The sequence below is a fragment of the Proluteimonas luteida genome (assembly GCF_021191695.1).
Lineage (GTDB): Bacteria > Pseudomonadota > Gammaproteobacteria > Xanthomonadales > Xanthomonadaceae > Luteimonas > Luteimonas luteida.
This window is the reverse complement of sequence record NZ_JAIWPT010000015.1, coordinates 1-21,609: the sequence shown is the minus strand read 5'-3', so window position 1 is coordinate 21,609 and position 21,609 is coordinate 1. Positions and strand designations below refer to the sequence as shown.

Here is a 21,609-nt window from a genome sequence, read left to right as displayed (position 1 = left end):
AGCGGCACCGGTGTTCTGGAACCACTCACTGGCTCCACTTTTCAACTGGCTTCATTTCATTTCTTTCGGGAGAGTCACCATGAAGAATCGCAATGTGCTGTTCGCCGCCATCGTCGCCGCCGCCTTCGCAGCACCGGCCTTCGCCCAGGATCCGCAGGAGCAGGCCCGCGACGCGGCGATCGCTGCGCAGCAGGCCGAGGAAGCCGCCCAGACCGCCGAGGCTGCTGCCGAAGCCGCCGAGCAGGCTGCCGACGAGTCTTACGCTTCCGATGCGGTGAACGAGGCCTATGAGGCCACCGACACCGCGCCTGTGGTCGAAGAGGAAGAAGAGGAAGTGACCGAAGAAGTGCCGGCCTGAAGCTGGCGATCGCCGGATCCGCGCTGCGGGTCCGGTGGCTTCCCGCAACGCCCCGGCCGGACGGCCGGGGCGTTGCCGTTTTCCGGGCCCGGTTTCCGGGCGTGGCGTCCGCGGGCGGGCATGCTCGTGACCCAGGGCGTCGGGATCGTGGCCCAGGCCATGTGGGCAACGGCGGCATGCGATGCCCCTTCCGGGCAGCGGCGTTTTCGGCCCCGGCCGGACGCCTGCCATCGCAAGCCTGTAGAATGGGGCTTTCCAGCGACCCGCTGTGCCCATGACTCCTTCAAAAAGCTCCGTCACTCCGCTTGTGTTCGTGACCGGCGGCGTGGTCTCTTCCCTCGGGAAGGGCATCGCCGCGGCCTCGCTGGCGGCCATCCTCGAAGCCCGCGGCCTGCGGGTGACGATGATGAAGCTCGATCCCTACATCAACGTCGATCCGGGCACGATGAGCCCGTTCCAGCACGGCGAGGTCTACGTGACCGACGACGGCGCCGAGACCGACCTCGACCTCGGCCACTACGAGCGCTTCATCAACGTGCGCCTGTCGGGCAGGAACTCGATCACCACCGGCAAGATCTACGAATCGGTGATCCGCAAGGAGCGCCGCGGCGACTATCTCGGCGCGACGGTGCAGGTGATCCCGCACATCACCGATGCGATCAAGCGCGCGATCGACGAGGCCACCCAGGGCTTCGACGTGGCGCTGGTCGAGATCGGCGGCACCGTCGGCGACATCGAGTCGCTGCCGTTCCTCGAGGCCATCCGCCAGATCCGCACCGACCGCGGTCCCGACAAGGCGATGTTCATGCACCTGACCCTGGTGCCCTACATCGCCGCCGCCGGCGAGCTCAAGACCAAGCCGACCCAGCATTCGGTCAAGGAGCTGCGTTCGATCGGCATCCAGCCCGACGTGCTGCTGTGCCGCAGCGAACAGCCGCTGCCCGATGGCGAGCGGCGCAAGATCGCCTCGTTCACCAACGTGTCGGAGAAGGCGGTCATTTCCGCCGTCGATCTCGACAACATCCACAAGATCCCGATGTGGCTGCATGCGCAGGGGCTCGACGAGATCGTCGTCGGCCAGCTGCGGCTCGGCGACAAGGCCGCGCCCGTCGCCGACCTGTCGGAATGGATCGACGTGGTCAATGCGGTCGAGCAGCCGATCGACGAGGTCACCCTGGCCGTCGTCGGCAAGTACGTCGACCACAAGGACGCCTACAAGTCGGTCGGCGAGGCGCTCAAGCACGGCGGCATCCGCCAGCGCACCCGCGTGCACCTGAAGTGGATCGAATCCCAGGACATCGAGCGCGATGGCGCCGAGGCCTGGCTCGGCGACGTCGACGGCGTGCTGGTGCCGGGCGGCTTCGGCGACCGCGGCTTCGAGGGCAAGGTGCTCACGGCCACGTATGCGCGCCAGCACCACCTGCCGTACTTCGGCATCTGCTACGGCATGCAGGCGGCGGTGGTCGACGTGGCCCGCAACCTGGCCGGGCTGGAAGGCGCCAACAGCACCGAGAACGACAAGCAGTCGCCGCATCCGGTCATCGGCCTGATCACCGAGTGGCGCACCCAGAGCGGCGAGGTCGAGCGGCGCAGCGAAGGCAGCGACCTCGGCGGGACGATGCGCCTGGGCCTGCAGGAGCAGCGCCTGAAGCCGGGCACGAAGGCGCGCGAACTCTACGGCAAGGATGTCGTCAGCGAGCGCCACCGCCACCGCTACGAGTTCAACAACCGCTACCGCACCCAGCTCGAGGATGCGGGGCTGGTGATCAGCGCCAAGTCGATGGACGACCTGCTGGTGGAGATGATCGAGCTGCCCGAACATCCGTGGTTCATCGCCTGCCAGGCGCATCCCGAGTTCCTGTCCACGCCGCGCGGTGGCCACCCGTTGTTCATCGGTTTCGTCCGCGCCGCGCGCGAGCGCCGCGCCGGCGGCAAGCTGCTGAAGGAAGCGCAGGCGTGAAAGCGTTTGGCCACGGATCCACGCGGATGAGCGCGGATCAAAGCCGGAGCATGGGGCGTGCCGAGGCGGCCGGTGCTGATATCCGCTTCTGCATTCGCTCTATCCGCGTATCTCCGCGTCAATCCGTGGCAAAAAAGGATGTCCAATGAAGCTGTGCGGATTCGAGGTCGGTCTCGACCAGCCGTTCTTCCTGATCGCCGGGCCCTGCGTCATCGAGTCCGAGCAACTGCAGCTCGACGTCGCCGGCCAGCTCAAGGAGATCACCGGCGCGCTGGGCATCAACTTCATCTTCAAGTCGAGCTTCGACAAGGCCAACCGCACGTCCGGCACCGCGTTCCGCGGACCGGGCATGGAGGAAGGGCTGCGGGTGTTGGACGAGGTCAGGCGCCAGATCGGCGTCCCGGTGCTGACCGACGTGCACGAGTACACGCCGATGGACGAGGTCGCGTCCGTCGTCGACGTGCTGCAGACCCCGGCCTTCCTCGTGCGCCAGACCGACTTCATCCGCAAGGTCTGCGCGGCCGGCAAGCCGGTCAACATCAAGAAGGGCCAGTTCCTAGCGCCGTGGGACATGAAACCCGTCGTCGAGAAGGCGAAGTCGACCGGCAACCAGCAGATCATGGTCTGCGAGCGCGGCGCGAGCTTCGGCTACAACAACCTGGTCAGCGACATGCGCTCGCTGAGCGTCATGCGCGAGACCGGCTGCCCGGTCGTGTTCGACGCCACCCATTCGGTGCAGTTGCCGGGCGGGCAGGGCACGTCCAGCGGTGGCCAGCGCGAGTTCGTGCCGGTGCTGGCGCGCGCCGCGGTCGCGGTCGGCGTGTCCGGCGTGTTCATGGAGACGCATCCGAAACCGGAAGAAGCGCTCAGCGACGGCCCGAACGCGTGGCCGCTGGACAGGATGCGCGCGCTGCTGGAAACCATGCTCGAGCTGGACGCGGTGACCAAGCGCCACGGTCTGCTCGAGAGTGGACTTTGATTCGGCCACGGATTGACGCGGATGAACGCTGACAAGGCAGAAGACGGATGCGAATGCACAACCCCGTTTTCTGATCCGCGCCCTTCCGCGCAGATCCGCGGCAGGAATGCTTTCCCCGACACCCCCCATCCCACGCACATAGCGAGCCCATGACCACAATCGCCAAGATCCACGCCCGCGAAATCCTCGATTCCCGCGGCAATCCCACCCTCGAAGCCGAAGTCACCCTCGACGACGGCAGTTTCGGCCGCGCGATGGTGCCGTCCGGCGCGTCGACCGGCGCGAAGGAGGCGGTGGAACTGCGCGACGGCGACAAGACGCGCTATCTGGGCAAGGGCGTGCGCAAGGCCGTCGCCAACGTCAATGGCGCGATCGCCGAGGCGCTGGCGGGCTTCGACGCCGCCGACCAGGCCGGCCTCGACAAGCGCCTGATCGATCTCGACGGTACCGAGAACAAGGGCCGGCTGGGCGCCAACGCGCTGCTTGGCGTGTCGCTGGCCAACGCGCACGCGCTCGCGGCGTCGAAGCGGATCCCGCTGTGGAAACTGCTGGCCGGCGACCGTGCGCCCGTCCTGCCGGTGCCGATGATGAACATCATCAACGGCGGCGCGCATGCCGACAACAACGTCGATTTCCAGGAGTTCATGGTGCTGCCGGTCGGCTTCGCTAGCTTCTCCGAGTCGCTGCGTGCCGGTACCGAGATCTTCCATGCGCTGAAATCCGTGCTCAAGGGCCATGGCCTGAGCACCGCGGTCGGTGACGAGGGCGGTTTCGCCCCCGACTTCCGCAGCAATGTCGAGGCGCTGGACACGATTCTGGAGGCGATCGGCAAGGCCGGCTACGCCGCCGGCGACGACGTGCTGCTGGGCCTGGACGTGGCCTCGAGCGAGTTCCACGACAACGGCAAGTACCACCTGGTCGGCGAGAACAAGCGCCTGACCAGCGACCAGTTCGTCGACTTCCTCGCCGACTGGACCGCGCAGTATCCGATCATCAGCATCGAGGACGGCATGTCCGAGGACGACTGGGCCGGCTGGAAGCAGCTGACCGGGCGCATCGGCGACACGGTGCAGCTGGTCGGCGACGACCTGTTCGTCACCAATCCGAAGATATTCAAGGAAGGCATCGACTCGCATACCGCCAACGCGATCCTGATCAAGGTCAACCAGATCGGTACGCTGACCGAGACCCTGGAAGCGATCGCGATGGCCGACGCGGCGCACTACGCGGCGATCGTCTCGCACCGTTCCGGCGAGACCGAGGACACCACGATCGCCGACATCGCCGTCGCCACCACCGCGACCCAGATCAAGACCGGTTCGCTGTGCCGCAGCGACCGCGTCGCCAAGTACAACCAGCTGCTGCGCATCGAGGAGGCCCTGGGCGCGGATGCGCGCTATGCCGGCCGCGATGCGTTCGTCTCGCTGAAGCGCTGACGGCACGCCATCGCGATGCGCGTGTTCGGGCTCGTGCTGCTGGTGCTGGTCGCGTTGCTGGCGTGGCTGCAGTACCGGCTGTGGTTCGGCGCCGGCGGCACCGAGCAGGTCGAGGAACTGCGCGCGCGTGTCGAGCAGCAGGCCCGCCAGAACGAGGGCCTGCAGCAGCGCAATGCCGCGCTGGCGGCGGAAGTCGCCGACCTGAAATCCGGCGAGGCGGCGATCGAGGAACGCGCGCGTGGCGAGCTGGGCATGATCAAGCCGGGCGAGGTGTTCTACCGCGTGGTCGACGACGCCCGCGTCCCGGCACCACCTGCACCGGTCGACGCGGACACCGCGGAGCCGCCTGCGCCATGACCCCTGACCTGGCCCGGGGCGGGCTCTGGGTCGTCGTGCCCGCGGCCGGTCGCGGTACCCGGTTCGGCGCGGAGCGGCCCAAGCAGCACGTCGAGGTCGGTGGCCGCAGCCTGCTGCTGCATACGCTCGAGGCATTGGCCGCGCACCCGGGCATCGCCGGCTTGGTACTGGTGCTGGCCGCGGACGATCCGTTCGCGGCGGATGCCGCGTCGCCGGCGATCGCCGGTAAGCCACTGCAGCTGGCGGCCGGCGGTGAGACCCGCGCCGATTCGGTGCTGGCCGGTCTCGCCGCGCTGCCCGACAGCGTACGCGCCGACGATTTCGTGCTGGTCCACGATGCGGCGCGGCCGAACCTTGCCGCGGCCGACCTGGACGCGCTGCTCGAACGCGGCCGTGGCGACCCGGTCGGCGCGATCCTCGCCGCGCCGGTGCGCGACACGCTCAAGCGCGCCGGCGACGACGGCGGCATCGACGGCACCGAGCCGCGCGAGCGCCTGTGGCGCGCATTGACCCCGCAGATGTTCCGGCGCCTGCAACTTGTGCGCGCGCTCGAAGCCGCGCGTGACGCTGGCGTCGCCATCACCGACGAGGCGATGGCGATGGAGCGGCAGGGCGCGCGGCCGTTGCTGATCGAAGGCCGCGAGGACAACTTCAAGGTCACCACGCCGGCAGACCTGGCGCGCTTCGAGTTCCTCCTGGCGCAGCGCGGGTGAAGTAGGTTTGGCCGCGGATCTGCGCGGATGGCGCGGATCAGAAGCGGATAGAAGCAAGGCCGAGGGGAAAGAGCCACGACCGCGTAGGGTGGTTGGAGCCAGGACTGTTCTTGCCTCATTGGCTTTGATCCGCGTCCTCCGCGCCAATCCGTGGCCGAAAACGCCTTTCCCGCTTGTCCTACCGCGAATCCGTGGCAAGCTGCCGTCCCCTTTTCCGGCGGCGCATCCGACGCCCATCACGCCCATGTCTGCCATTCCCAACATCCGTATCGGCCAGGGTTACGACGTCCACGCGTTCGGCGACGGCGACCATGTCGTCATCGGCGGCGTGCGCGTGGCGCACGATCGCGGCGTGCTCGCGCACAGCGACGGCGACGTGGTGCTGCACGCGCTGTGCGACGCGATCCTCGGCGCACTGGCGCTGGGCGACATCGGCGTGCATTTTCCGCCGTCGGATCCGCAGTGGAAGGGTGCCGACAGCCGCGCGTTCCTGCGCCACTGCCACGCGTTGGCTGGCGAGCGCGGCTGGCGGCTCGGCAACGCCGACATCACCGTGGTCTGCGAACGGCCGAAGATCGGCCCGCATGCCGGCGCGATGCGCGAGGTCATCGCCGCCGATCTCGGCGTGCCGGCCGACTGCGTCAGCGTCAAGGCCACGACCAGCGAGAAGCTCGGCTTCACCGGCCGCGGCGAGGGCATCGCGGCGCAGGCCGTGTGTCTGCTGGTCGCGGTGTGAGCTTGCAGGCCGCGCAGCCGCGCGCGTACGGCGGACCCGTGGCGACCGCGCTGATGCGCGCGACGCCCGAGGATTTCCGGGTCGAGGAGATCGACGCCTTCGAGGCCAGCGGCAGCGGCGAGCACCTGCTGCTGACGATCGAGAAGCGCGGCATGAACACCGCGTTCGCCGCGAAGCGCATTGCCGACTGGGCCGGCGTGCCCGAGGCGGCGATCGGCCATGCCGGGCTCAAGGATCGGCATGCGGTCACCCGCCAGCGCATCAGCGTGCACCTGCCGGGGCGCGAGGCGCCGGCGATCGCCACGCTCGAATCCGACGACCTGCGCGTCCTCGCGCACACACGGCACGCGAAGAAGCTGCCGCGCGGCGCCCTGGCCGGCAATCGGTTCGCGCTGGTGCTGCGGGATGTCGCCGGCGACCGCGCGGCCATCGACGAGCGGCTGGCGGCGATCGCCGGCGACGGCGTCCCCAACTATTTCGGCGAGCAGCGCTTCGGCCGCGAGGCCGGCAACGTGGACGCGGCGCTGGCGATGTTCGCCGGCCGCCGCTTCGGCCGCGACCAGCGCACCCTGCTGCTGTCGGCCGCGCGTTCGGAGCTGTTCAACCGCGTGCTGGGCGCGCGGGTCGCCGACGGCAGTTGGAACGCCGGGCTCGACGGCGAGGTGTGGATGCTCGACGGCAGCCGCAGCGTGTTCGGGCCGGAGCCGTGGTCCGACGCGCTGGCCGCGCGTCTGGCCGCGTTCGACATCCATCCGACTGCGCCGCTGTGGGGCCGTGGCGCGCTGCGCAGCGAAGGCGACGCACTGGCGCGCGAACTGGCGGCGATCGATGACCCGCGCGCACGTGCGCTGCGCGACGGGCTGGAGCGCGCGGGGCTGAAGCAGGAACGCCGTTCGACCCGGCTGCGCCCGCAGGGCCTGGCCTGGGACTGGCTGGACCCTGCAACGCTGTCGCTGCGTTTCGCGCTGCCGGCCGGCGCCTACGCGACCGTCGTGCTGGCCGAACTGGGCGACATCACCAATGCCGCGACCGCCCGTCGGAACGTGGACCCCGCGCCGACGGACGGTTGACCGCCGGTCCCCGCTCAGCGGGCGACGTGCTGTGCCGGGTCGCTGATCTCCAGCCCGCGCAGGATCACCCCGGCGTGGGTACGGTTGCGCGCGCCCAGCTTCTCGAAGATCGCCGACATGTGCGCCTTGACCGTGCGTTCCTGCACGTCCAGGCGATCGGCGATCTGCTTGTTCAGCAGGCCCTCGGCGACCAGGCTCAACACCCGGAACTGCTGCGGCGTCAGGCTGGCGAGGCGGGCGGCGAGGTCGGCGTCGCCCGGCGCCGACTGCGCGCGCGCGACGGCGGCGCGCAACGCCGGCGGCAGCCATTGCTCGCAGGCCAGTACGGTGCGGATCGCGTCGCGCAGTTCGTCGAGGCTGGCGCTCTTGGGGATGTAGCCGGCGACGCCGTGGTCGAGCGCACGGCGCACCACCTGCGGGTCCTCGTTGGCCGACACCAGCACCACCGCGACTGCCGGATACTGCGCGCGGATCGCCGCCAGCCCGGCCAGGCCGTGATTGCCGGGCATGTGCAGGTCCAGCAGCACCAGGTCGATCGCGTCGTCGGCCTCCAGGCGTTGCAGCACCCCGTCCAGGGTTTCCGCTTCGCAGGTGGCCACGTCGGGCGCGGCCTCGGCGGCCGCGCTGCGCAGCGCGGCACGGAACAGCGGATGGTCGTCGGCGATCAGCAGCGTGGGCATGCGAGGCGGCTTCGGAAGCGTCGACCGGCACGATAGCAAGCCGCGGAGCCCTGCGGTCGTGGTACCAAAGTACGATGAGTGCGGCGGCGTGCGTTTGCTACGGTGCCGGCATGAACAAGACCCTGTCCCCATCCTTGCCCCGCGCCGCAATGGCGGTCCCGCTGCTGCTGTGCCTCGGCCTGGCGGCCTGCGCCGGTTCGCCGTCGCGCGACGCGGCCGGCGCCTCGACCCGGAGTGCGACCACCGTGTTCACCGCGCAGCGCAGCACAGAGCATCGCGATGGCGACGACCTGTTGACCGCCGGGCTCGGGCTGGCCGGCCTGCAGGCGACGGTGCCGCCCGGCTTTGCGGACCCCGACGCGGCGACCGCGACCGAGGCGCGTCGACGGGCGATCTGGGCCAACTGGCGCGGCATCGCCGACCTGTCGCCGGGCGGCGGCTACGGCACGCTGTATGGCGATGCCGGTGCGGTGCCCGGCCGGGAGTTCCACGCGTTTGCGACCGCGCCCGGCGCGACCCATCCGCACCGGGTCCTGACCCAGGTGCCCGATGCCTTCGACCGTGCGCGCCGCTGCATCGTCGTCACCGCATCGTCGGGATCGCGCGGGATCTACGGTTCGATCGCCGTCGCCGGCGCCTGGGGCCTGCCGAAGGGTTGTGCCGTCGCCTACACCGACAAGGGCGCGGGCACCGACTACTTCGACCTCGACGCCGGAATCGGCATCGCCGCCGACGGCACGGTGGCCACCGATCGTGCCGCCTCGACCTTCGCGGTCGATGCCGCCGGCGTGCACGGCGTCGCCTTCAAGCACGCGCATTCGGGCGACAACCCGGAGGCCGATTGGGGCCGCCACGTGCGCCAGGCCGCGGAGTTCGCGCTGCAGGCGCTCGACGAGGCGATCCCCGATGCGGCGCCGTTCACCTTCGACAATACCCGGGTGATCGCGGTCGGCATCTCCAACGGCGGCGGCGCGGTGCTGCGTGCGGCCGAGCAGGACGACGACTGGCTCGATGCCGTGGTCGCCGGCGAGCCGAACGTGTTCGTCGACGCGCCCGGCGCGCGCACCCTGTACGACTACACCACCGAGGCGGCGATCCTGATGCCGTGCGCGCTGCTGCACCTGCAGGGCCTGCCGCAGCCGCCATTGACGGCCCAGGTCGCACCGCTGTGGGCGGGCCGCTGCGCCGTGCTGCGCGAAGCCGGATTGGTCGAAGGCGACGACACTGCCGCCCAGGCCCGTTCGGCCCATGCGCAGTTGCGGGCCGGCGGCTGGACCGATGACGCGCTGCGCGCCGGCGCGCTGTCGGTCGGCTTCGACCTGTGGCGCGCGGTCGCCGCGACCTATGCGTCCGCCTATGGCCGCTACGGCGTCGACGCGCATCCCTGCGGTTACCACTTCGCGGCGCAGGATGCCGACGGCAGTGCGCGCCCGGCCACCGCGGCCGAGCGCGCCGGGTGGTGGAGCGACGGCAGCGGCATCCCGCCGGGCGCCGGCGTTGGCCTGATCGACAGCCGCATGGCCGGTGCCGATCCGACGCTGCCGGGCCTGCTGTGCCTGCGCGCGCTGCAGACCGGCGACGATGCCCACGCGCGCCGGGTGCAGGCCGGCATTGCCGCAACCCGCGCCGCGCCGCCACGCGACGGTCTGCCGGTCGTCGTCGTCCACGGCGCCGACGATGGCCTGATCCCGATGGCCTTCAGCAGCGCGCCCTACGTCGCCGCCGCGCGCGCGGCCGGCCGCGCCGAGGTGCGTTCCTGGGAGGTCGCCAACGCCCAGCATTTCGACGGGTTCCTGATGCTGCCCGACTATGCCGCGCGCTACGTGCCGCTGCTGCCCTACCTGTATGCCGCGCTGGACCGGGTCGACGCGCATCTGGCGGGCGGTTCGCCGCTGCCCGGCGACGCCCGCATCCAGACCGTGCCGCGCGGCGCAGGCGCTGTGCTGGAGGCGGAGAACCTGATGGTGCCGACGCGCTAGGACGAGATCGCTCCTCGCTCTTCTTCCGCGCGCTGGAGAAGAGTCGACATCGGCGCCAACCAGATTCCACGACGGCTGGCCCTTCTCCCGCGTGCGGGACGACGTGCCCTCCGGGGCAGAAGGTGGCGCGCAGCGCCGGATGAGGGTGCGCTTTCGACTGCGGCCTCGATCCGCTCTCCGGGCATCTATCCACGCGTGTCGGGGAGGCGTCGTAATCGAGCGCCCGCAGCACTTGTTCACGAGATGCGGGAGGCGAGGGGCGCCTGCACTGCCGCACCACTTGCACGGCAGTCCGTTAGTAGTAATACTACTAACCATGGACCTGACCCAGACCCAGCGCGCGATCCTCGAACTCATCGCCGAACGCATCGAGGCCGAAGGCATGCCGCCCTCGCAGGCGGAGATCGCCCGCGCTTTCGGCTTCAGCGGCGTTCGCGCCGCGCAGTACCACCTCGATGCGCTGGAAGCGGCCGGTGCGATCGAGCGGGTACCGGGCCGCGCCCGCGGCATCCGCGTGCTGGTCGCGCCGCAGGCCGCACAGGCCGCATTGCCGCTGGCGCCTGCGCACGAGGACGGCGCGCTGCGCCTGCCGGTGCTCGGCCAGGTCGCGGCCGGCCTGCCGATCGGGGCCGACGCGCCCGGCGATTTCTCCGGCGTCGACGACTACGTCGTGCTCGACCGCGTGCTGTTCTCGCCGTCCCCGGACTACCTGCTCAAGGTCAAGGGCGACTCGATGCGCGACGAGGGCATCTTCGAGGGCGACCTGATCGGCGTGCACCGCACCCGCGACGCGCGTTCGGGTCAGATCGTCGTCGCCCGCGTCGACGACGCGATCACCGTCAAGCTGCTGAAGATCGGCAAGGACCGCATCCGCCTGCTGCCGCGCAATCCCGACTACGCCGCGATCGAAGTGCTGCCCGGCCAAGACTTCGCGATCGAGGGGCTGTACTGCGGCCTGGTCAGGCCCAACCGGTGACTGGGGTGACAGGGATGACGGCGGTTCCCGCCCATCACTCGCGCGGACTTTCCCGACAGCCGCCTGCGCCATCGGCCACTGCGCGCGGCGCGCGCCCGCCGGTAATTTCCATGCCACGCCCGTGTGTCGCAGCCTGTGCGATCCACGGCTGCGAGGATTGCTCCACCCAACCGGAACACGAATGACAAGGACCACCAAGATGGACGAGAACAAGAAGCGCGCGCTGTCCGCGGCACTGAGCCAGATCGAGAAGCAGTTCGGCAAGGGGTCGGTCATCCGCATGGGCGACCGGGTGTCCGAAGTCGTCCCGGTGATTCCCACCGGCTCGCTGCAGCTCGACCTCGCGCTCGGCATTGGCGGCCTGCCGCGCGGCCGCGTCATCGAGGTCTACGGCCCGGAATCGTCGGGCAAGACCACGCTGACCCTGCAGACGATCGCCCAGTGCCAGAAGGCCGGTGGCACCGCGGCGTTCATCGACGCCGAGCACGCGCTCGACCCGACCTACGCGCAGAAGCTCGGCGTCAACGTCGAGGATCTGCTGGTGTCGCAGCCCGACACCGGCGAGCAGGCGCTGGAGATCGCCGACATGCTGGTGCGCTCCAACTCGGTCGACATGGTCGTCATCGACTCGGTCGCGGCCCTGACCCCGCGCGCGGAGATCGAGGGCGAGATGGGCGACCAGCTTCCCGGCCTGCAGGCGCGCCTGATGAGCCAGGCGCTGCGCAAGCTCACCGGCAACATCAAGCGCAGCAACTGCATGGTGTTCTTCATCAACCAGTTGCGCATGAAGATCGGCGTCATGATGCCGGGCCAGAGTCCCGAGACCACGACCGGCGGCAACGCGCTGAAGTTCTACGCCTCGGTGCGCCTCGACATCCGTCGCATCGGCGCGATCAAGAAGGGCGACGAGATCATCGGCAACCAGACCCGTATCAAGGTGGTCAAGAACAAGATGGCGCCGCCGTTCAAGCAGGTCATCACCGAGATCCTCTACGGCGAGGGCATCAGCCGTGAGGGCGAGCTGATCGACATGGGCGTCGATGCCAAGCTGGTCGACAAGGCCGGCGCCTGGTACAGCTATGGAGACGAGCGCATCGGCCAGGGCAAGGAGAACGCCCGCCAGTACCTGAAGGAGAACCCGGAAGTCGCCGCGCGCCTGGAAGCAGCGATCCGCGAGAAGATCCTGCCGGTGGTCGCGGTCGTCGAAGATGCCGAAGACGACGCCGACTGACGATGTCTGCCCCGGCGGGCACGACCTGCCGGAGGCTGGCGACCGGTATGGGGCCGGCGTGGTGGCGGAAGACAGCATTACCGATACGCCGCCGTCCCCGCGTCGACGCCAGCGCCAGCAACTCAGCCCGGCGCAGCGCGCACTGGCGCTGCTGGTCCGGCGCGAGCATTCGCGGCCGGAGTTGCTGCGCAAGCTGGTGGCGCGCGGCATCGCCAGTGCCGATGCGGAGGCGGCGGTCGACCGGATGACCGATGCCGGCTGGCAGGACGACGGCCGTTTCGCCGTGGCGCTGGCGCGCATGCGCGCGGCCAGTGGTCATGGCCCGGTCTGGATCGAGGCGGAACTGTCGACCCATGGCCTGGGTGCGGACCGGATCGAGGCCGCGTTCCGGGCTCTCGACGACGACGGCGGTGCCGACTGGCGGGCAAGCGCGCTGGCCCTGTTGCAACGGCGCTTCCGTGCCGACGTGCTTGCCACCGACCCCGGCGCACGACGCAAGGCCGGCGATTTCCTGCTGCGCCGCGGCTTCGCCGGCGACACCCTGCGCGAGGCGATCCGCGACTTCTGTGGCCGCTGAGCGCCGGTTGGCGCCATCCGGCCCTGCCGCCGCGTCACCGCCGTGTGCCGGGCGGACGTGGACAAGGCGCCGAGGGCGCGGGGCAGGGCGGCGCCATGCCCGGGCAGGCCTGCTACCCTTTACAAGTTGGGCGAACACGTCCGGGCAGGCGCCGCCAGCGGGCGGATCGACGGCACGGCGCAGGCCCGTTCCGTCAACGCCAGGCACATGACCACGCAAACCCCCCGCAGCACCGCGCAGATCCGCAGCGATTTCCTCGAGTTCTTCCTGGAACGCGGCCACACCATCGTCCCCTCGGCATCGCTGGTGCCGGGCAACGACCCGACCCTGCTGTTCACCAATTCGGGCATGGTCCAGTTCAAGGACGTGTTCCTCGGCGCCGAGAAGCGCAGCTACGTGCGCGCGGCCGACGTGCAGCGCTGCCTGCGCGCCGGCGGCAAGCACAACGACCTCGACGCGGTCGGCTATACCGCCCGCCATCACACCTTCTTCGAGATGCTCGGCAACTGGTCGTTCGGCGACTACTTCAAGAAGGACGCGATCGCCTGGGCCTGGGAGCTGCTGACCAGGGTCTGGAAACTGCCGCCCGAGCGCCTGCTGGTCACCGTCTACCACACCGACGACGAGGCCCATGCGCTGTGGCGCGACATGGTCGGTGTGCCCGAGGACCGCATCGTCCGCATCGGCGACAACAAGGGGGCGCCGTTCGCGTCCGACAATTTCTGGCAGATGGCCGAAACCGGTCCCTGCGGCCCGTGCACCGAGATCTTCTACGACCACGGCGCCCACATCGCCGGCGGCCCGCCCGGCTCGGCGGACGAGGATGGCGACCGCTTCATCGAGATCTGGAACCTGGTGTTCATGCAGTTCGACCGCCAGCCCGACGGCACCCTGCTGCCGCTGCCCGCGCCATGCGTCGACACCGGCATGGGCCTGGAGCGGCTGGCGGCGATCCTGCAGCACGTGCACAGCAACTACGAGATCGACCTGTTCCAGGTCCTGATCCGCGAGGCGGCGCGCCTGACCGGTACGCAGGACCTGGAGAACAAGTCGCTGCGGGTCATCGCCGACCACATCCGCGCCTGCAGCTTCCTGATCGTCGACGGCGTGCTGCCGTCCAACGAGGGCCGCGGCTACGTCCTGCGCCGGATCATCCGCCGTGCCCTGCGCCACGGCTGGATGCTGGGTGTGCGCCAGCCCTTCTTCCACAGGATGGTCGCCACCCTCGACACGGTGATGGGCGAGGCCTATCCCGAACTGCACGAGAAGCGCGAACTGGTCGAGCGCGCGCTCAGGGCCGAGGAGGAGCGTTTCGCCGAGACGCTCGATGCGGGCATGCGCATCTTCGACGAGGTCGCCGCCCGCAGCAGCGGGACCATCCCCGGCGAGGATGCGTTCCGCCTCTACGACACCTACGGCTTCCCGCTCGACCTGACCGCCGACATCGCCCGCGAACGCGGCCTCGATGTCGACATGGCCGGCTTCGACGCGGCGATGCAGCGCCAGCGCGAAACCGCGCGCGCGGCCGGCAAGTTCGCCTCCGGCACCGGCCTGCCGGCCGACCTGGTCGCCCGGCTCACGCCAACGGTGTTCGCGGGCTATGACGCCACCACGGCCGACGACCTGCAGGTCGTCGCGCTGCTCCGCGATGGGCGCCCCGTCGATGTCATCGGGGCCGGCGACGACGCGGTGGTGATCCTCGACCGCACCCCGTTCTACGCCGAGTCCGGTGGCCAGGTCGGCGACACCGGCGTGCTTGCGGCCGGCGACGCGCGCTTCGAGGTCGCCGATACCCGGAAGTACGCCGGGCAGTTCCACGGCCACGTCGGGCATCTGGCGTCGGGCACGCTGCGCGCGGGCGACCGGGTACGCGGCGCCATCGACGCGGAGCGCCGCGGCACCATCGTGCTCAACCACAGCGCGACGCATCTGCTGCATGGCGCGCTGCGTGGCCTGCTCGGCACCCACGTCGCGCAGAAGGGCTCGCTGGTCGCGCCCGACCGCCTGCGCTTCGATTTCTCGCACTTCCAGCCGGTCGCCGATGCCGAACTCGCGGAGATCGAGCGCCAGGTCAATGCCGAAGTCCGCGCCAACCATCCGGTCAGCATCGCGGAGATGGACATGCAGGCCGCGCTCGATGCCGGCGCGATGGCGCTGTTCGGCGAGAAGTACGGCGAGCGCGTGCGCGTGGTGACGATGGGCGATTCGGTCGAGCTGTGCGGCGGCACGCACGTCGACCGGACCGGCCGCATCGGCCTGTTCAAGCTGGTATCGGAAGGCGGCGTGTCCGCCGGCGTGCGCCGCATCGAGGCACTGACCGGGCAGGCCGCGCTCGACCACGTGCGCGCCGAGGAGGAACGGCTGCGGCAGGCCGCCGGGCTGCTTGGCGGTACCGGCGCCGAAGTCGGCGAGCGGTTGCGCGCGTTGCTGGACCGGCAGAAGCAGCTCGAGCGCGAGGTGGATGTCCTCAAGGCCAAAGCCGCCAGCGGCGCGACCGCGGACCTGGGCGCCGCGGCTGTCGATGTCGCCGGCATCAAGGTGCTGGCGGCCCGGATCGAGGGCCTCGACGGCAAGGCGCTGCGGGACGCGGTCGACCGGCTCAAGCAGCAGTTGGGCGATCTGGTGGTCGTGCTGGCTGGGGCGCAGGACGGCAAGGTCGCGCTGGTCGCCGGTGTCGGCGGCGCGGCGACCGGGCGGATCAAGGCCGGGGAACTGTTGTCGTACGTTGCCGGTCAGATCGGGGGACGGGGTGGTGGTCGTCCCGACCTGGCGCAGGGCGGTGGCGACGACAGTCCGGCCCTGCCAGCAGCGCTTGCTGCCGTACCGGCCTGGGTTGAGGATCACCTGGCGTGAGCGCCCGTTAAATATCGTCGCGAAGCGGTTGACCGGCCGCGCGTATGACGACATCCTTCACAGATTGATTTGGCCTGAAATCGGTTTCCACCATCGACGATGGTCCGGAACAGGCCTGCCGACGGGGTTCAAGCGTCGGCCCCAGGAGAGTTTTTATGTTGATTCTGACCCGACGCGTCGGAGAGACGCTGATGATTGGTGACTCGGTGTCCGTCACCGTGCTGGGCGTCAAGGGCAACCAGGTGCGCATCGGCATCACCGCGCCCAAGGACGTTGCCGTGCACCGCGAGGAAATCTACCAGCGCATCCATCGCGGCGAAGGCGTCGAAGCCCCGCAGGACACAGACGAAGCGACAGAGGATTTGCCGCAATCGAGGTGAGTCGGTATCCTTTGCACCGCATTCGGCGCCAGCCGCCGGACGCAGTACTTCGGAGAGTTGCCCGAGAGGCCGAAGGGGCTCCCCTGCTAAGGGAGTATGGGGTCAAAAGCTCCATCGAGGGTTCGAATCCCTCACTCTCCGCCACCGTCTTGATCCACTGGAATAAGCGTCATCATTCCGACGGAAATCATCGCGGCAGGCGTTGACAGAATTTTGTGCAGCATGCAAAATTCCGCTTCTGTTTCACGCGCCCGTAGCTCAGTTGGATAGAGCACCAGGCTACGAACTTGGGGGTCGGAGGTTCGAATCCTTCCGGGCGCGCCAAACAGGAAATCAGAAAGGTCAATGGGCCCGCCCCATTGGCTTTTTTGCTTTGGGCGGTGGGGGCGCTGCGCCCGCGATCTTGAAGCCGGCGAAACCGGCGCCGTCGATGCATGCCCACAGGATGACCTGGTGACGCGCCGGGCCTTCGCCGTGGACGTGTTTCCCGGGCAAGCGAGCCATGGGTCACCCGTCCTGATCGACCTGCGAGTGCCGTCAGGGCGCGTTCGCGTTCGCGGCTGCCCGGTGGCCATAGCTGAGCACCCGCGTGATCTGCCAGGTGCCTGCCTGCTCCCGCCAGATCATCGTGAAATCCGCCAGGCCGTCGCACTCGCCGGTAGCGAACTGGCAGAAACGATGCGTGCCCTGCGCGATCGCGCCAAAGTCCCGGACCGGAAACACCCGGAGCGTGCCCGGCACCAGCTCGCGGCGGAAGTTGCCGCAGGCGTACTTCGCCGTGTTGGCGAGCATGTCGTCGCGGTTCCAGGTCACGCCGCCATTGTCGTGATAGAACTCCACGTCGTCGTCGAAGTAGCTGGCATGCCTCGCAAGCTGATCCGGCGCCGCGCAACGGTTGAACGCGTCGAAGACCGCGGAATCGAGCGCAGCGATCGTGGTGGTTAGGGCGTCGTCGGCCGAGGGTGCGGCAGGTTCTGTCGCTACGGATGCCGTGGACATTGCTGCAGCCACCACCAGCAAGCTTCCGGATTTCTTCACTGCAGTCTCCAAGAGAGCAGGGCGATCCTTGATCGTGAGGCCGTCACGCACACGCAACCCGGCATCTGGAGCAGGTTGCGCCACGAAGCGGCGACGGCGTGAATTGTCAGGCGCCGCAGGGGCGCTAGCAAGTCCAGTAGATCCTGGCCGCAAGGTCGATCACCTCCGGCCCGTCGCTGCAGCCGCCTGCATCCTGCGCCGACCTGTCGGAAACCCCGTGGCCGATGATCCATTGCTTCGACGCGGGGTGCCACATGAGCCGGCCTTCGGTGAGGACGCCCGCCGGAAATGGATCGGAAGCCGTGGGATTGACCACGGTAATGCGTGAATCGCTGATCGTCACGTCGAGCGCAATGCCGGGCATCGTCGGGTGTTCGGCGAAGCGGTGCTGGAACACATAGCGACCGGAGGCAAGCGGGATTTCTGGATCCTGTGCTGTTGCACAGGCAGGGGCCAGGATTGCCGCTGCCATCAGGAGAAGCGGGTGCTTCATGCGCCGCCCGAGACGCCGGGATCGAGACGCGCAGCGAAACGAGCTCGCCTGCGTGGGATTGCCGAGCTCAGCTGGGTGTGCACGCTGGCGATGTCTCCGATGCGGGATTGATGGACGTCGTTGCCCAGAAGTCCAAGTCACAACGCGAGAAGCGTCATCGCTGCAAGACACCGATCGAACGACTCCGCGAACTATCAGCGGGGGCACCTGGGATGTCAATTCACCCTTCCGTCCCCCGCAGTTTGGCCAGAAACCTGCGGAGATGCGGATCGCTGCGGTGAAACGGCACTTCTGAAAACGGAAACCACCTTGCGTCATGGAACTCGATGGGATCGAACTCGATCGGCTCGTTGCGGTTTGCAGCGACGGCGTACCAAAGCGAGGCATCGGTGTGGCCCGAGGTCAGGCCGACCGTCTCTGTCACGGTGACCATTAAAGGCGCGCCGATCTGGTCCAGTCGGATATCGATGCCAAGCTCTTCCTTGAGCTCGCGGACCACCGTGGCGCGTGGATCTTCATCCGGCTCGACATGCCCGCCAGTCGGTAGCCAAAGTTCCGCGTTTTTGTGATCCACCAGCAGGATGTGTTCGTCGCAGACGAGAGCGAAATACGAAACCAGATGTTTCGGCGGTACAGCGGGTTTCTCGATGCGGAACAGTGGTGCTCCCGACTCGACCCATGCGATTGCGTCACGCAGGTGCTGCTGCTCCAGAGCATCGTGTGCAGTGATCGATACCAGTTCCGAGTGAACGCGGTCTTTCATCTGAGGCCTAAAGACTGGGTTGAGCTGCGCCGGAAAGCGGCATCGGCTTGAATGAATTGTTAGGCCGCTGGCAACAATGCCAACGGCCTTCTGCAACGAATTGGCTGGCCTTGCGTAAACATCGTGGATTAGAGCGCATGCGGCTGCCGATCCGGCCCGAAGTAGTAAATCTCCTCGTGCTTGAAACCCCACGTCCCATTGAGTTGGCGAATGTGTGGTTCGAAAGTGAAGAGCCGAACAGAGCCCAAGGATTGAGAGTTTCCAACCTCAATATAACACCGTTTGGTACGTTCCGCCGCGATGCTATGGCCAAGGTTCCCGCGGAAGTCGAGGTTCTGGAAGCCGAGGCTCGCTATCTGCGCAGTGCTGAAGGCGAACAGTTCTGCGAAAGTGGTCGTGGGCGTGACGAAACTCCGCATTGACTGATGAAGTAGCTCTTGCGCCTCCAGTCCAGCTTTAAATTCGGCTGCTTGAGGTTGAGAGGTGAACCGTCCGTTCTCTACGGGGATGGTCCTGGCGCAATCACCCCATAGACCACCGCGCATAGGACTTAGATCGACGGTAATGACATTGAAGTCACCTACCGGCTCGCTGTCAGGTTGGTAGTCGCGGCCTGAAAGTGACTCGCAACTGCGAGTGCCTAGAAGAACGAGGGCGGGACAGTTGTAGTACCAAGTCTCGGTGATACCGTGCGCTGCAAGTAGTGATACGGCGCGCTCTGCAAGGGTGCGCTCGGTGTCGGAGGGGTGGATCGAAGCAGCAAGCTGCGCCAGCACAGCCTTTGCGACTGTTTGGATTTCGCGGTGCTCGATCGGAGGAAACATGTCCTGTGCGGCCTAACGCTTGAATTAAGCCGTGCCGCGAAGCGGCATCGGCTTGAATGAATTGTTAGATGGCACCGGCTGCTTCCGCCTTTGCCCGCCACGCCTGAGTGTCAGCATTATTTGTCCTACGAGAAGCCCAATAGCGCAGGAGGGAAGCAGTCCCCTTAGTCGTTTTCAGAAACATGGTATTTAGCCCAACTTTGTCCTTTGTTTTGACATGGCTGGAGTCACCCATGTATTGGATCCGTACAACACCGTCCTGTTGGTGGAGGCCTTGGGCCATCATGCTTTTGTAATGCAGGGGAGACAGATGCACGGATTCATTGAGAAGTTCATATGCCGGTGAGATCCATGGATTGTTTCTTGCCAATAATTCAACAAGGTATCCATCTGTTAATTTTTTTCCTTCTGATCCCTTGATCCGCCGTAGTTTTTCGCCGTCCGTAAGTTGTTGCGCTAGCGTATGGGGTGTGGGTTGCAGTAGGACGCGGTTGAGCCTCACAAGAGAGTCCAATTGGCTCCGAGTGAGGATGCAGCAGCCATTAAAGTTGTCTATCTCCGCCAGTGCTGCATACGCGCGCACCGTATCCATACTGCGCAAAGCAGCGGACATGCAGTAGGTATCGAATGGAAGCAGGCAACCGTCGCAGCTCTCCATCAGGCGCTGTGACGACTCCAAAAGTGCGGTGTTGAGCTCTTCCGGCCCGTGGAACGCATTCTTCATGTGCCGTCTAACGCCTGAGTTAAGCCGCGCCGTGTAGTGGAGCCAAGCACATGGCAAGCTGTACTTGCCATGTGCTTGGCGGAACGAAACGGTGTCGGCTTGAATGAACTGTTAGGCGATGGTGCCAAGCGGTGATGAACAATGGAAGTGCCGTCCTTTGAGGAAGAACTGGACATTCTCTTTCCGTCCCCCGAAGTCCCCGTTGTAAGTCTCAAGGTCCCCATTAGAGAACGATTTGTACGGACCATGGCTGCTTACCTCCTGGATTTCTTGGGCGGACATGCCGAAGCTCCATGGACCGAAGTCGCCTGCGAATGCAGGGAACACCGCGAACAAAAGAATCGCACATGCTGCAATCTTCATTACTGCCCCCTAACGCCTGAATTAAGCCGAGTCGCGAAGCGGCTTCGGCTTGAATGAATTGTTAGGCGCCTGACGTGGATGCCTGCTCAAGGAGTGCATCCGGATCCAGGTACTCATCGGGGTCTTCGCTTAAATTTGCAAGTAAACTACAAATCTCTGCGAAGTCAGTGTGTGCAATGACGTCTTTACCATTGGTGGATCCGGCAGATCTTGCGGAGAAATACAGATTGCGCACCTCGTTGAGGGCAGCGACCAACTCTGCTTCATCGTTTGTTTGAACGTCAATGTCCAGTGAAGTCAGGTAAAGAAGTTGGCGGTCGGGACTATAGACAGAGGGAACTCTACGATTGGATAGCTCAGGTGAAAGTTCTCTGATCTGTCGAAAAGATGCAGAAGAAAAGTAGCCATCCCAGTCAAATTCTTTCTTTCTCACAAGACTCTCCTTGAGCTTAAATCAGGCGCCTAACGCTTGAGTTAAGCCGTGCCGCGAAGCAGCATCGGCTTGGACGAATTGTTAGAGGTCACCCCCAAATACACTGGGCGTTCAAGTGCAGCCGCATAGCCCGCGTGACGGATAAATGGCCATACCTCTACCTCCCCCTGCTGCTTGAACCAATTTGCATAGAATCGGTTGGTTAGCCCCAATGTAAGCAGGTTGGCGAGCCCAAGAGCAAAGAGCCGCATGCCACGGAGTTCTGGCCACTCGTATGGCAAGTCGGTCTTTAGGAAGAGAACCCAGAGGGCGACATGAGATTTATCCTTGCGGGACAGTGCGTGCTTGCCACGAAGCCGATGCTCTTCCAAGTCAGAGTACAAGTGCCAGGCGCCCTCTTGATAGATCGCTGCAATGGCAGGGTCTGCGGTGTTGAGAGCGGGGAGCAGTATGTCCTCAAACTGGTCATTGGTAATGGTGCCCGCAACCAAGGCTCGAATCGCTTGTGCAAATCTGTCACGTGCCTCGCGGTCAATCATAGTGACCTCTAACGCCTGAGTTAAGCCGCGCCGTGTAGTGGAGCCAAGCACATGGCAAGCTGTACCTGCCATGTGCTTGGCGTAACGAAGCGGTGTCGGCTTGAACGCATTGTTAGGCCCCGGACCACGGACTGGCAAGTAGCAGCA

General features: G+C 66.8%; 22 protein-coding genes and 2 tRNA genes. 16 read left to right on the top strand and 8 right to left on the bottom strand.

The features are described 5' to 3' along the window. Positions 1-79: 79 nt before the first annotated feature. The 8 genes from LDO26_RS13430 to truD all read left to right on the top strand — a co-directional run bounded on the left by LDO26_RS13430 (position 80) and on the right by truD (position 7,609). Positions 80-358 (top strand): hypothetical protein, encoded by a 279-nt coding sequence (locus tag LDO26_RS13430; protein ID WP_232131604.1) that lies wholly within the window; start codon positions 80-82, stop codon positions 356-358. A 274-nt stretch (positions 359-632) separates the two neighbouring features. Then, a complete protein-coding gene (gene pyrG / locus LDO26_RS13425; protein ID WP_232131603.1) occupies positions 633-2,318 on the top strand; it encodes a CTP synthase in 1,686 nt (561 codons plus the stop codon). Between the two features lie 145 nt (positions 2,319-2,463). Beyond that, a complete protein-coding gene (kdsA, locus tag LDO26_RS13420) occupies positions 2,464-3,297 on the top strand; it encodes a 3-deoxy-8-phosphooctulonate synthase (protein WP_232131602.1) in 834 nt (277 codons plus the stop codon). A gap of 149 nt (positions 3,298-3,446) precedes the next feature. After that, entirely contained in the window at positions 3,447-4,733 is a 1,287-nt protein-coding gene (eno, locus tag LDO26_RS13415; protein WP_232131601.1) for a phosphopyruvate hydratase, read from the top strand. Positions 4,734-4,748: 15 nt separating this feature from the next. Further along, entirely contained in the window at positions 4,749-5,090 is a 342-nt protein-coding gene (gene ftsB, locus LDO26_RS13410; protein ID WP_232131600.1) for a cell division protein FtsB, read from the top strand. After that, positions 5,087-5,803, top strand: coding sequence for a 2-C-methyl-D-erythritol 4-phosphate cytidylyltransferase (gene ispD, locus LDO26_RS13405; RefSeq protein ID WP_232131599.1), 717 nt, complete (start codon positions 5,087-5,089; stop codon positions 5,801-5,803). The genes ftsB and ispD overlap by 4 nt, the downstream gene beginning before the upstream one ends. A 244-nt stretch (positions 5,804-6,047) precedes the next feature. Next, the gene (ispF, locus tag LDO26_RS13400) at positions 6,048-6,539 is read left to right on the top strand and encodes a 2-C-methyl-D-erythritol 2,4-cyclodiphosphate synthase (protein ID WP_232131598.1); all 492 of its coding nucleotides are present in this window, start codon (positions 6,048-6,050) and stop codon (positions 6,537-6,539) included. Further along, complete coding sequence (truD, locus tag LDO26_RS13395; RefSeq protein WP_343226180.1) at positions 6,536-7,609, top strand: tRNA pseudouridine(13) synthase TruD; 1,074 nt, start codon at positions 6,536-6,538, stop codon at positions 7,607-7,609. Before ispF ends, truD begins: the two co-directional genes overlap by 4 nt. A 14-nt stretch (positions 7,610-7,623) precedes the next feature. Here the strand turns inward: truD and LDO26_RS13390 are convergent, their stop codons facing one another. Beyond that, entirely contained in the window at positions 7,624-8,289 is a 666-nt protein-coding gene (locus tag LDO26_RS13390; protein ID WP_232131597.1) for a response regulator transcription factor, read from the bottom strand. A 110-nt stretch (positions 8,290-8,399) separates the two neighbouring features. Here LDO26_RS13390 and LDO26_RS13385 point away from each other — a divergent pair, with 110 nt between their 5' ends. From LDO26_RS13385 to LDO26_RS13350, 8 genes are all read left to right on the top strand, one after another. Continuing rightward, positions 8,400-10,268 (top strand): D-(-)-3-hydroxybutyrate oligomer hydrolase, encoded by a 1,869-nt coding sequence (locus tag LDO26_RS13385; protein ID WP_232131596.1) that lies wholly within the window; start codon positions 8,400-8,402, stop codon positions 10,266-10,268. Positions 10,269-10,584: 316 nt separating this feature from the next. Further along, positions 10,585-11,244 (top strand): transcriptional repressor LexA, encoded by a 660-nt coding sequence (lexA, locus tag LDO26_RS13380; RefSeq protein ID WP_232131595.1) that lies wholly within the window; start codon positions 10,585-10,587, stop codon positions 11,242-11,244. Positions 11,245-11,443: 199 nt separating this feature from the next. Further along, positions 11,444-12,475, top strand: a complete 1,032-nt coding sequence (recA, locus tag LDO26_RS13375; RefSeq protein WP_232131682.1) for a recombinase RecA — start codon at positions 11,444-11,446, stop codon at positions 12,473-12,475. A gap of 76 nt (positions 12,476-12,551) precedes the next feature. Further along, on the top strand, positions 12,552-13,052 hold the full coding sequence (locus tag LDO26_RS13370) for a regulatory protein RecX (protein ID WP_232131681.1): 501 nt from the start codon (positions 12,552-12,554) through the stop codon (positions 13,050-13,052). A gap of 207 nt (positions 13,053-13,259) precedes the next feature. Beyond that, positions 13,260-15,905, top strand: a complete 2,646-nt coding sequence (alaS, locus tag LDO26_RS13365; protein WP_232131594.1) for an alanine--tRNA ligase — start codon at positions 13,260-13,262, stop codon at positions 15,903-15,905. Between the two features lie 155 nt (positions 15,906-16,060). Next, the gene (gene csrA, locus LDO26_RS13360; RefSeq protein WP_232131593.1) at positions 16,061-16,285 is read left to right on the top strand and encodes a carbon storage regulator CsrA; all 225 of its coding nucleotides are present in this window, start codon (positions 16,061-16,063) and stop codon (positions 16,283-16,285) included. A 51-nt stretch (positions 16,286-16,336) separates the two neighbouring features. Further along, a tRNA-Ser gene (locus LDO26_RS13355) sits at positions 16,337-16,429 on the top strand. A 103-nt stretch (positions 16,430-16,532) separates the two neighbouring features. Beyond that, positions 16,533-16,609 (top strand) — tRNA-Arg (locus LDO26_RS13350). Between the two features lie 213 nt (positions 16,610-16,822). Here LDO26_RS13350 and LDO26_RS13345 read toward each other — a convergent pair. The 7 genes from LDO26_RS13345 to LDO26_RS13315 form a co-directional block, all read right to left on the bottom strand. Next, on the bottom strand, positions 16,823-17,323 hold the full coding sequence (locus LDO26_RS13345; protein ID WP_232131592.1) for a nuclear transport factor 2 family protein: 501 nt from the start codon (positions 17,321-17,323) through the stop codon (positions 16,823-16,825). 124 nt (positions 17,324-17,447) lie between these two features. Then, positions 17,448-17,816 carry a hypothetical protein gene (locus tag LDO26_RS13340; RefSeq protein ID WP_232131591.1) on the bottom strand — a complete coding sequence of 123 codons (369 nt, stop codon included), beginning with the start codon at positions 17,814-17,816 and terminating at the stop codon, positions 17,448-17,450. Between the two features lie 220 nt (positions 17,817-18,036). Beyond that, the gene (locus LDO26_RS13335) at positions 18,037-18,579 is read right to left on the bottom strand and encodes an NUDIX hydrolase (protein WP_232131590.1); all 543 of its coding nucleotides are present in this window, start codon (positions 18,577-18,579) and stop codon (positions 18,037-18,039) included. Between the two features lie 128 nt (positions 18,580-18,707). Beyond that, entirely contained in the window at positions 18,708-19,403 is a 696-nt protein-coding gene (locus LDO26_RS13330) for a M24 family metallopeptidase (RefSeq protein WP_232131589.1), read from the bottom strand. Between the two features lie 64 nt (positions 19,404-19,467). Then, positions 19,468-20,127, bottom strand: a complete 660-nt coding sequence (locus LDO26_RS13325) for a hypothetical protein (RefSeq protein WP_232131588.1) — start codon at positions 20,125-20,127, stop codon at positions 19,468-19,470. A gap of 424 nt (positions 20,128-20,551) precedes the next feature. Beyond that, positions 20,552-20,923, bottom strand: a complete 372-nt coding sequence (locus tag LDO26_RS13320; RefSeq protein ID WP_232131587.1) for a hypothetical protein — start codon at positions 20,921-20,923, stop codon at positions 20,552-20,554. 41 nt (positions 20,924-20,964) lie between these two features. Further along, positions 20,965-21,609: hypothetical protein (locus tag LDO26_RS13315; protein ID WP_232131586.1), on the bottom strand; the 645-nt coding region annotated here is incomplete at its 5' end.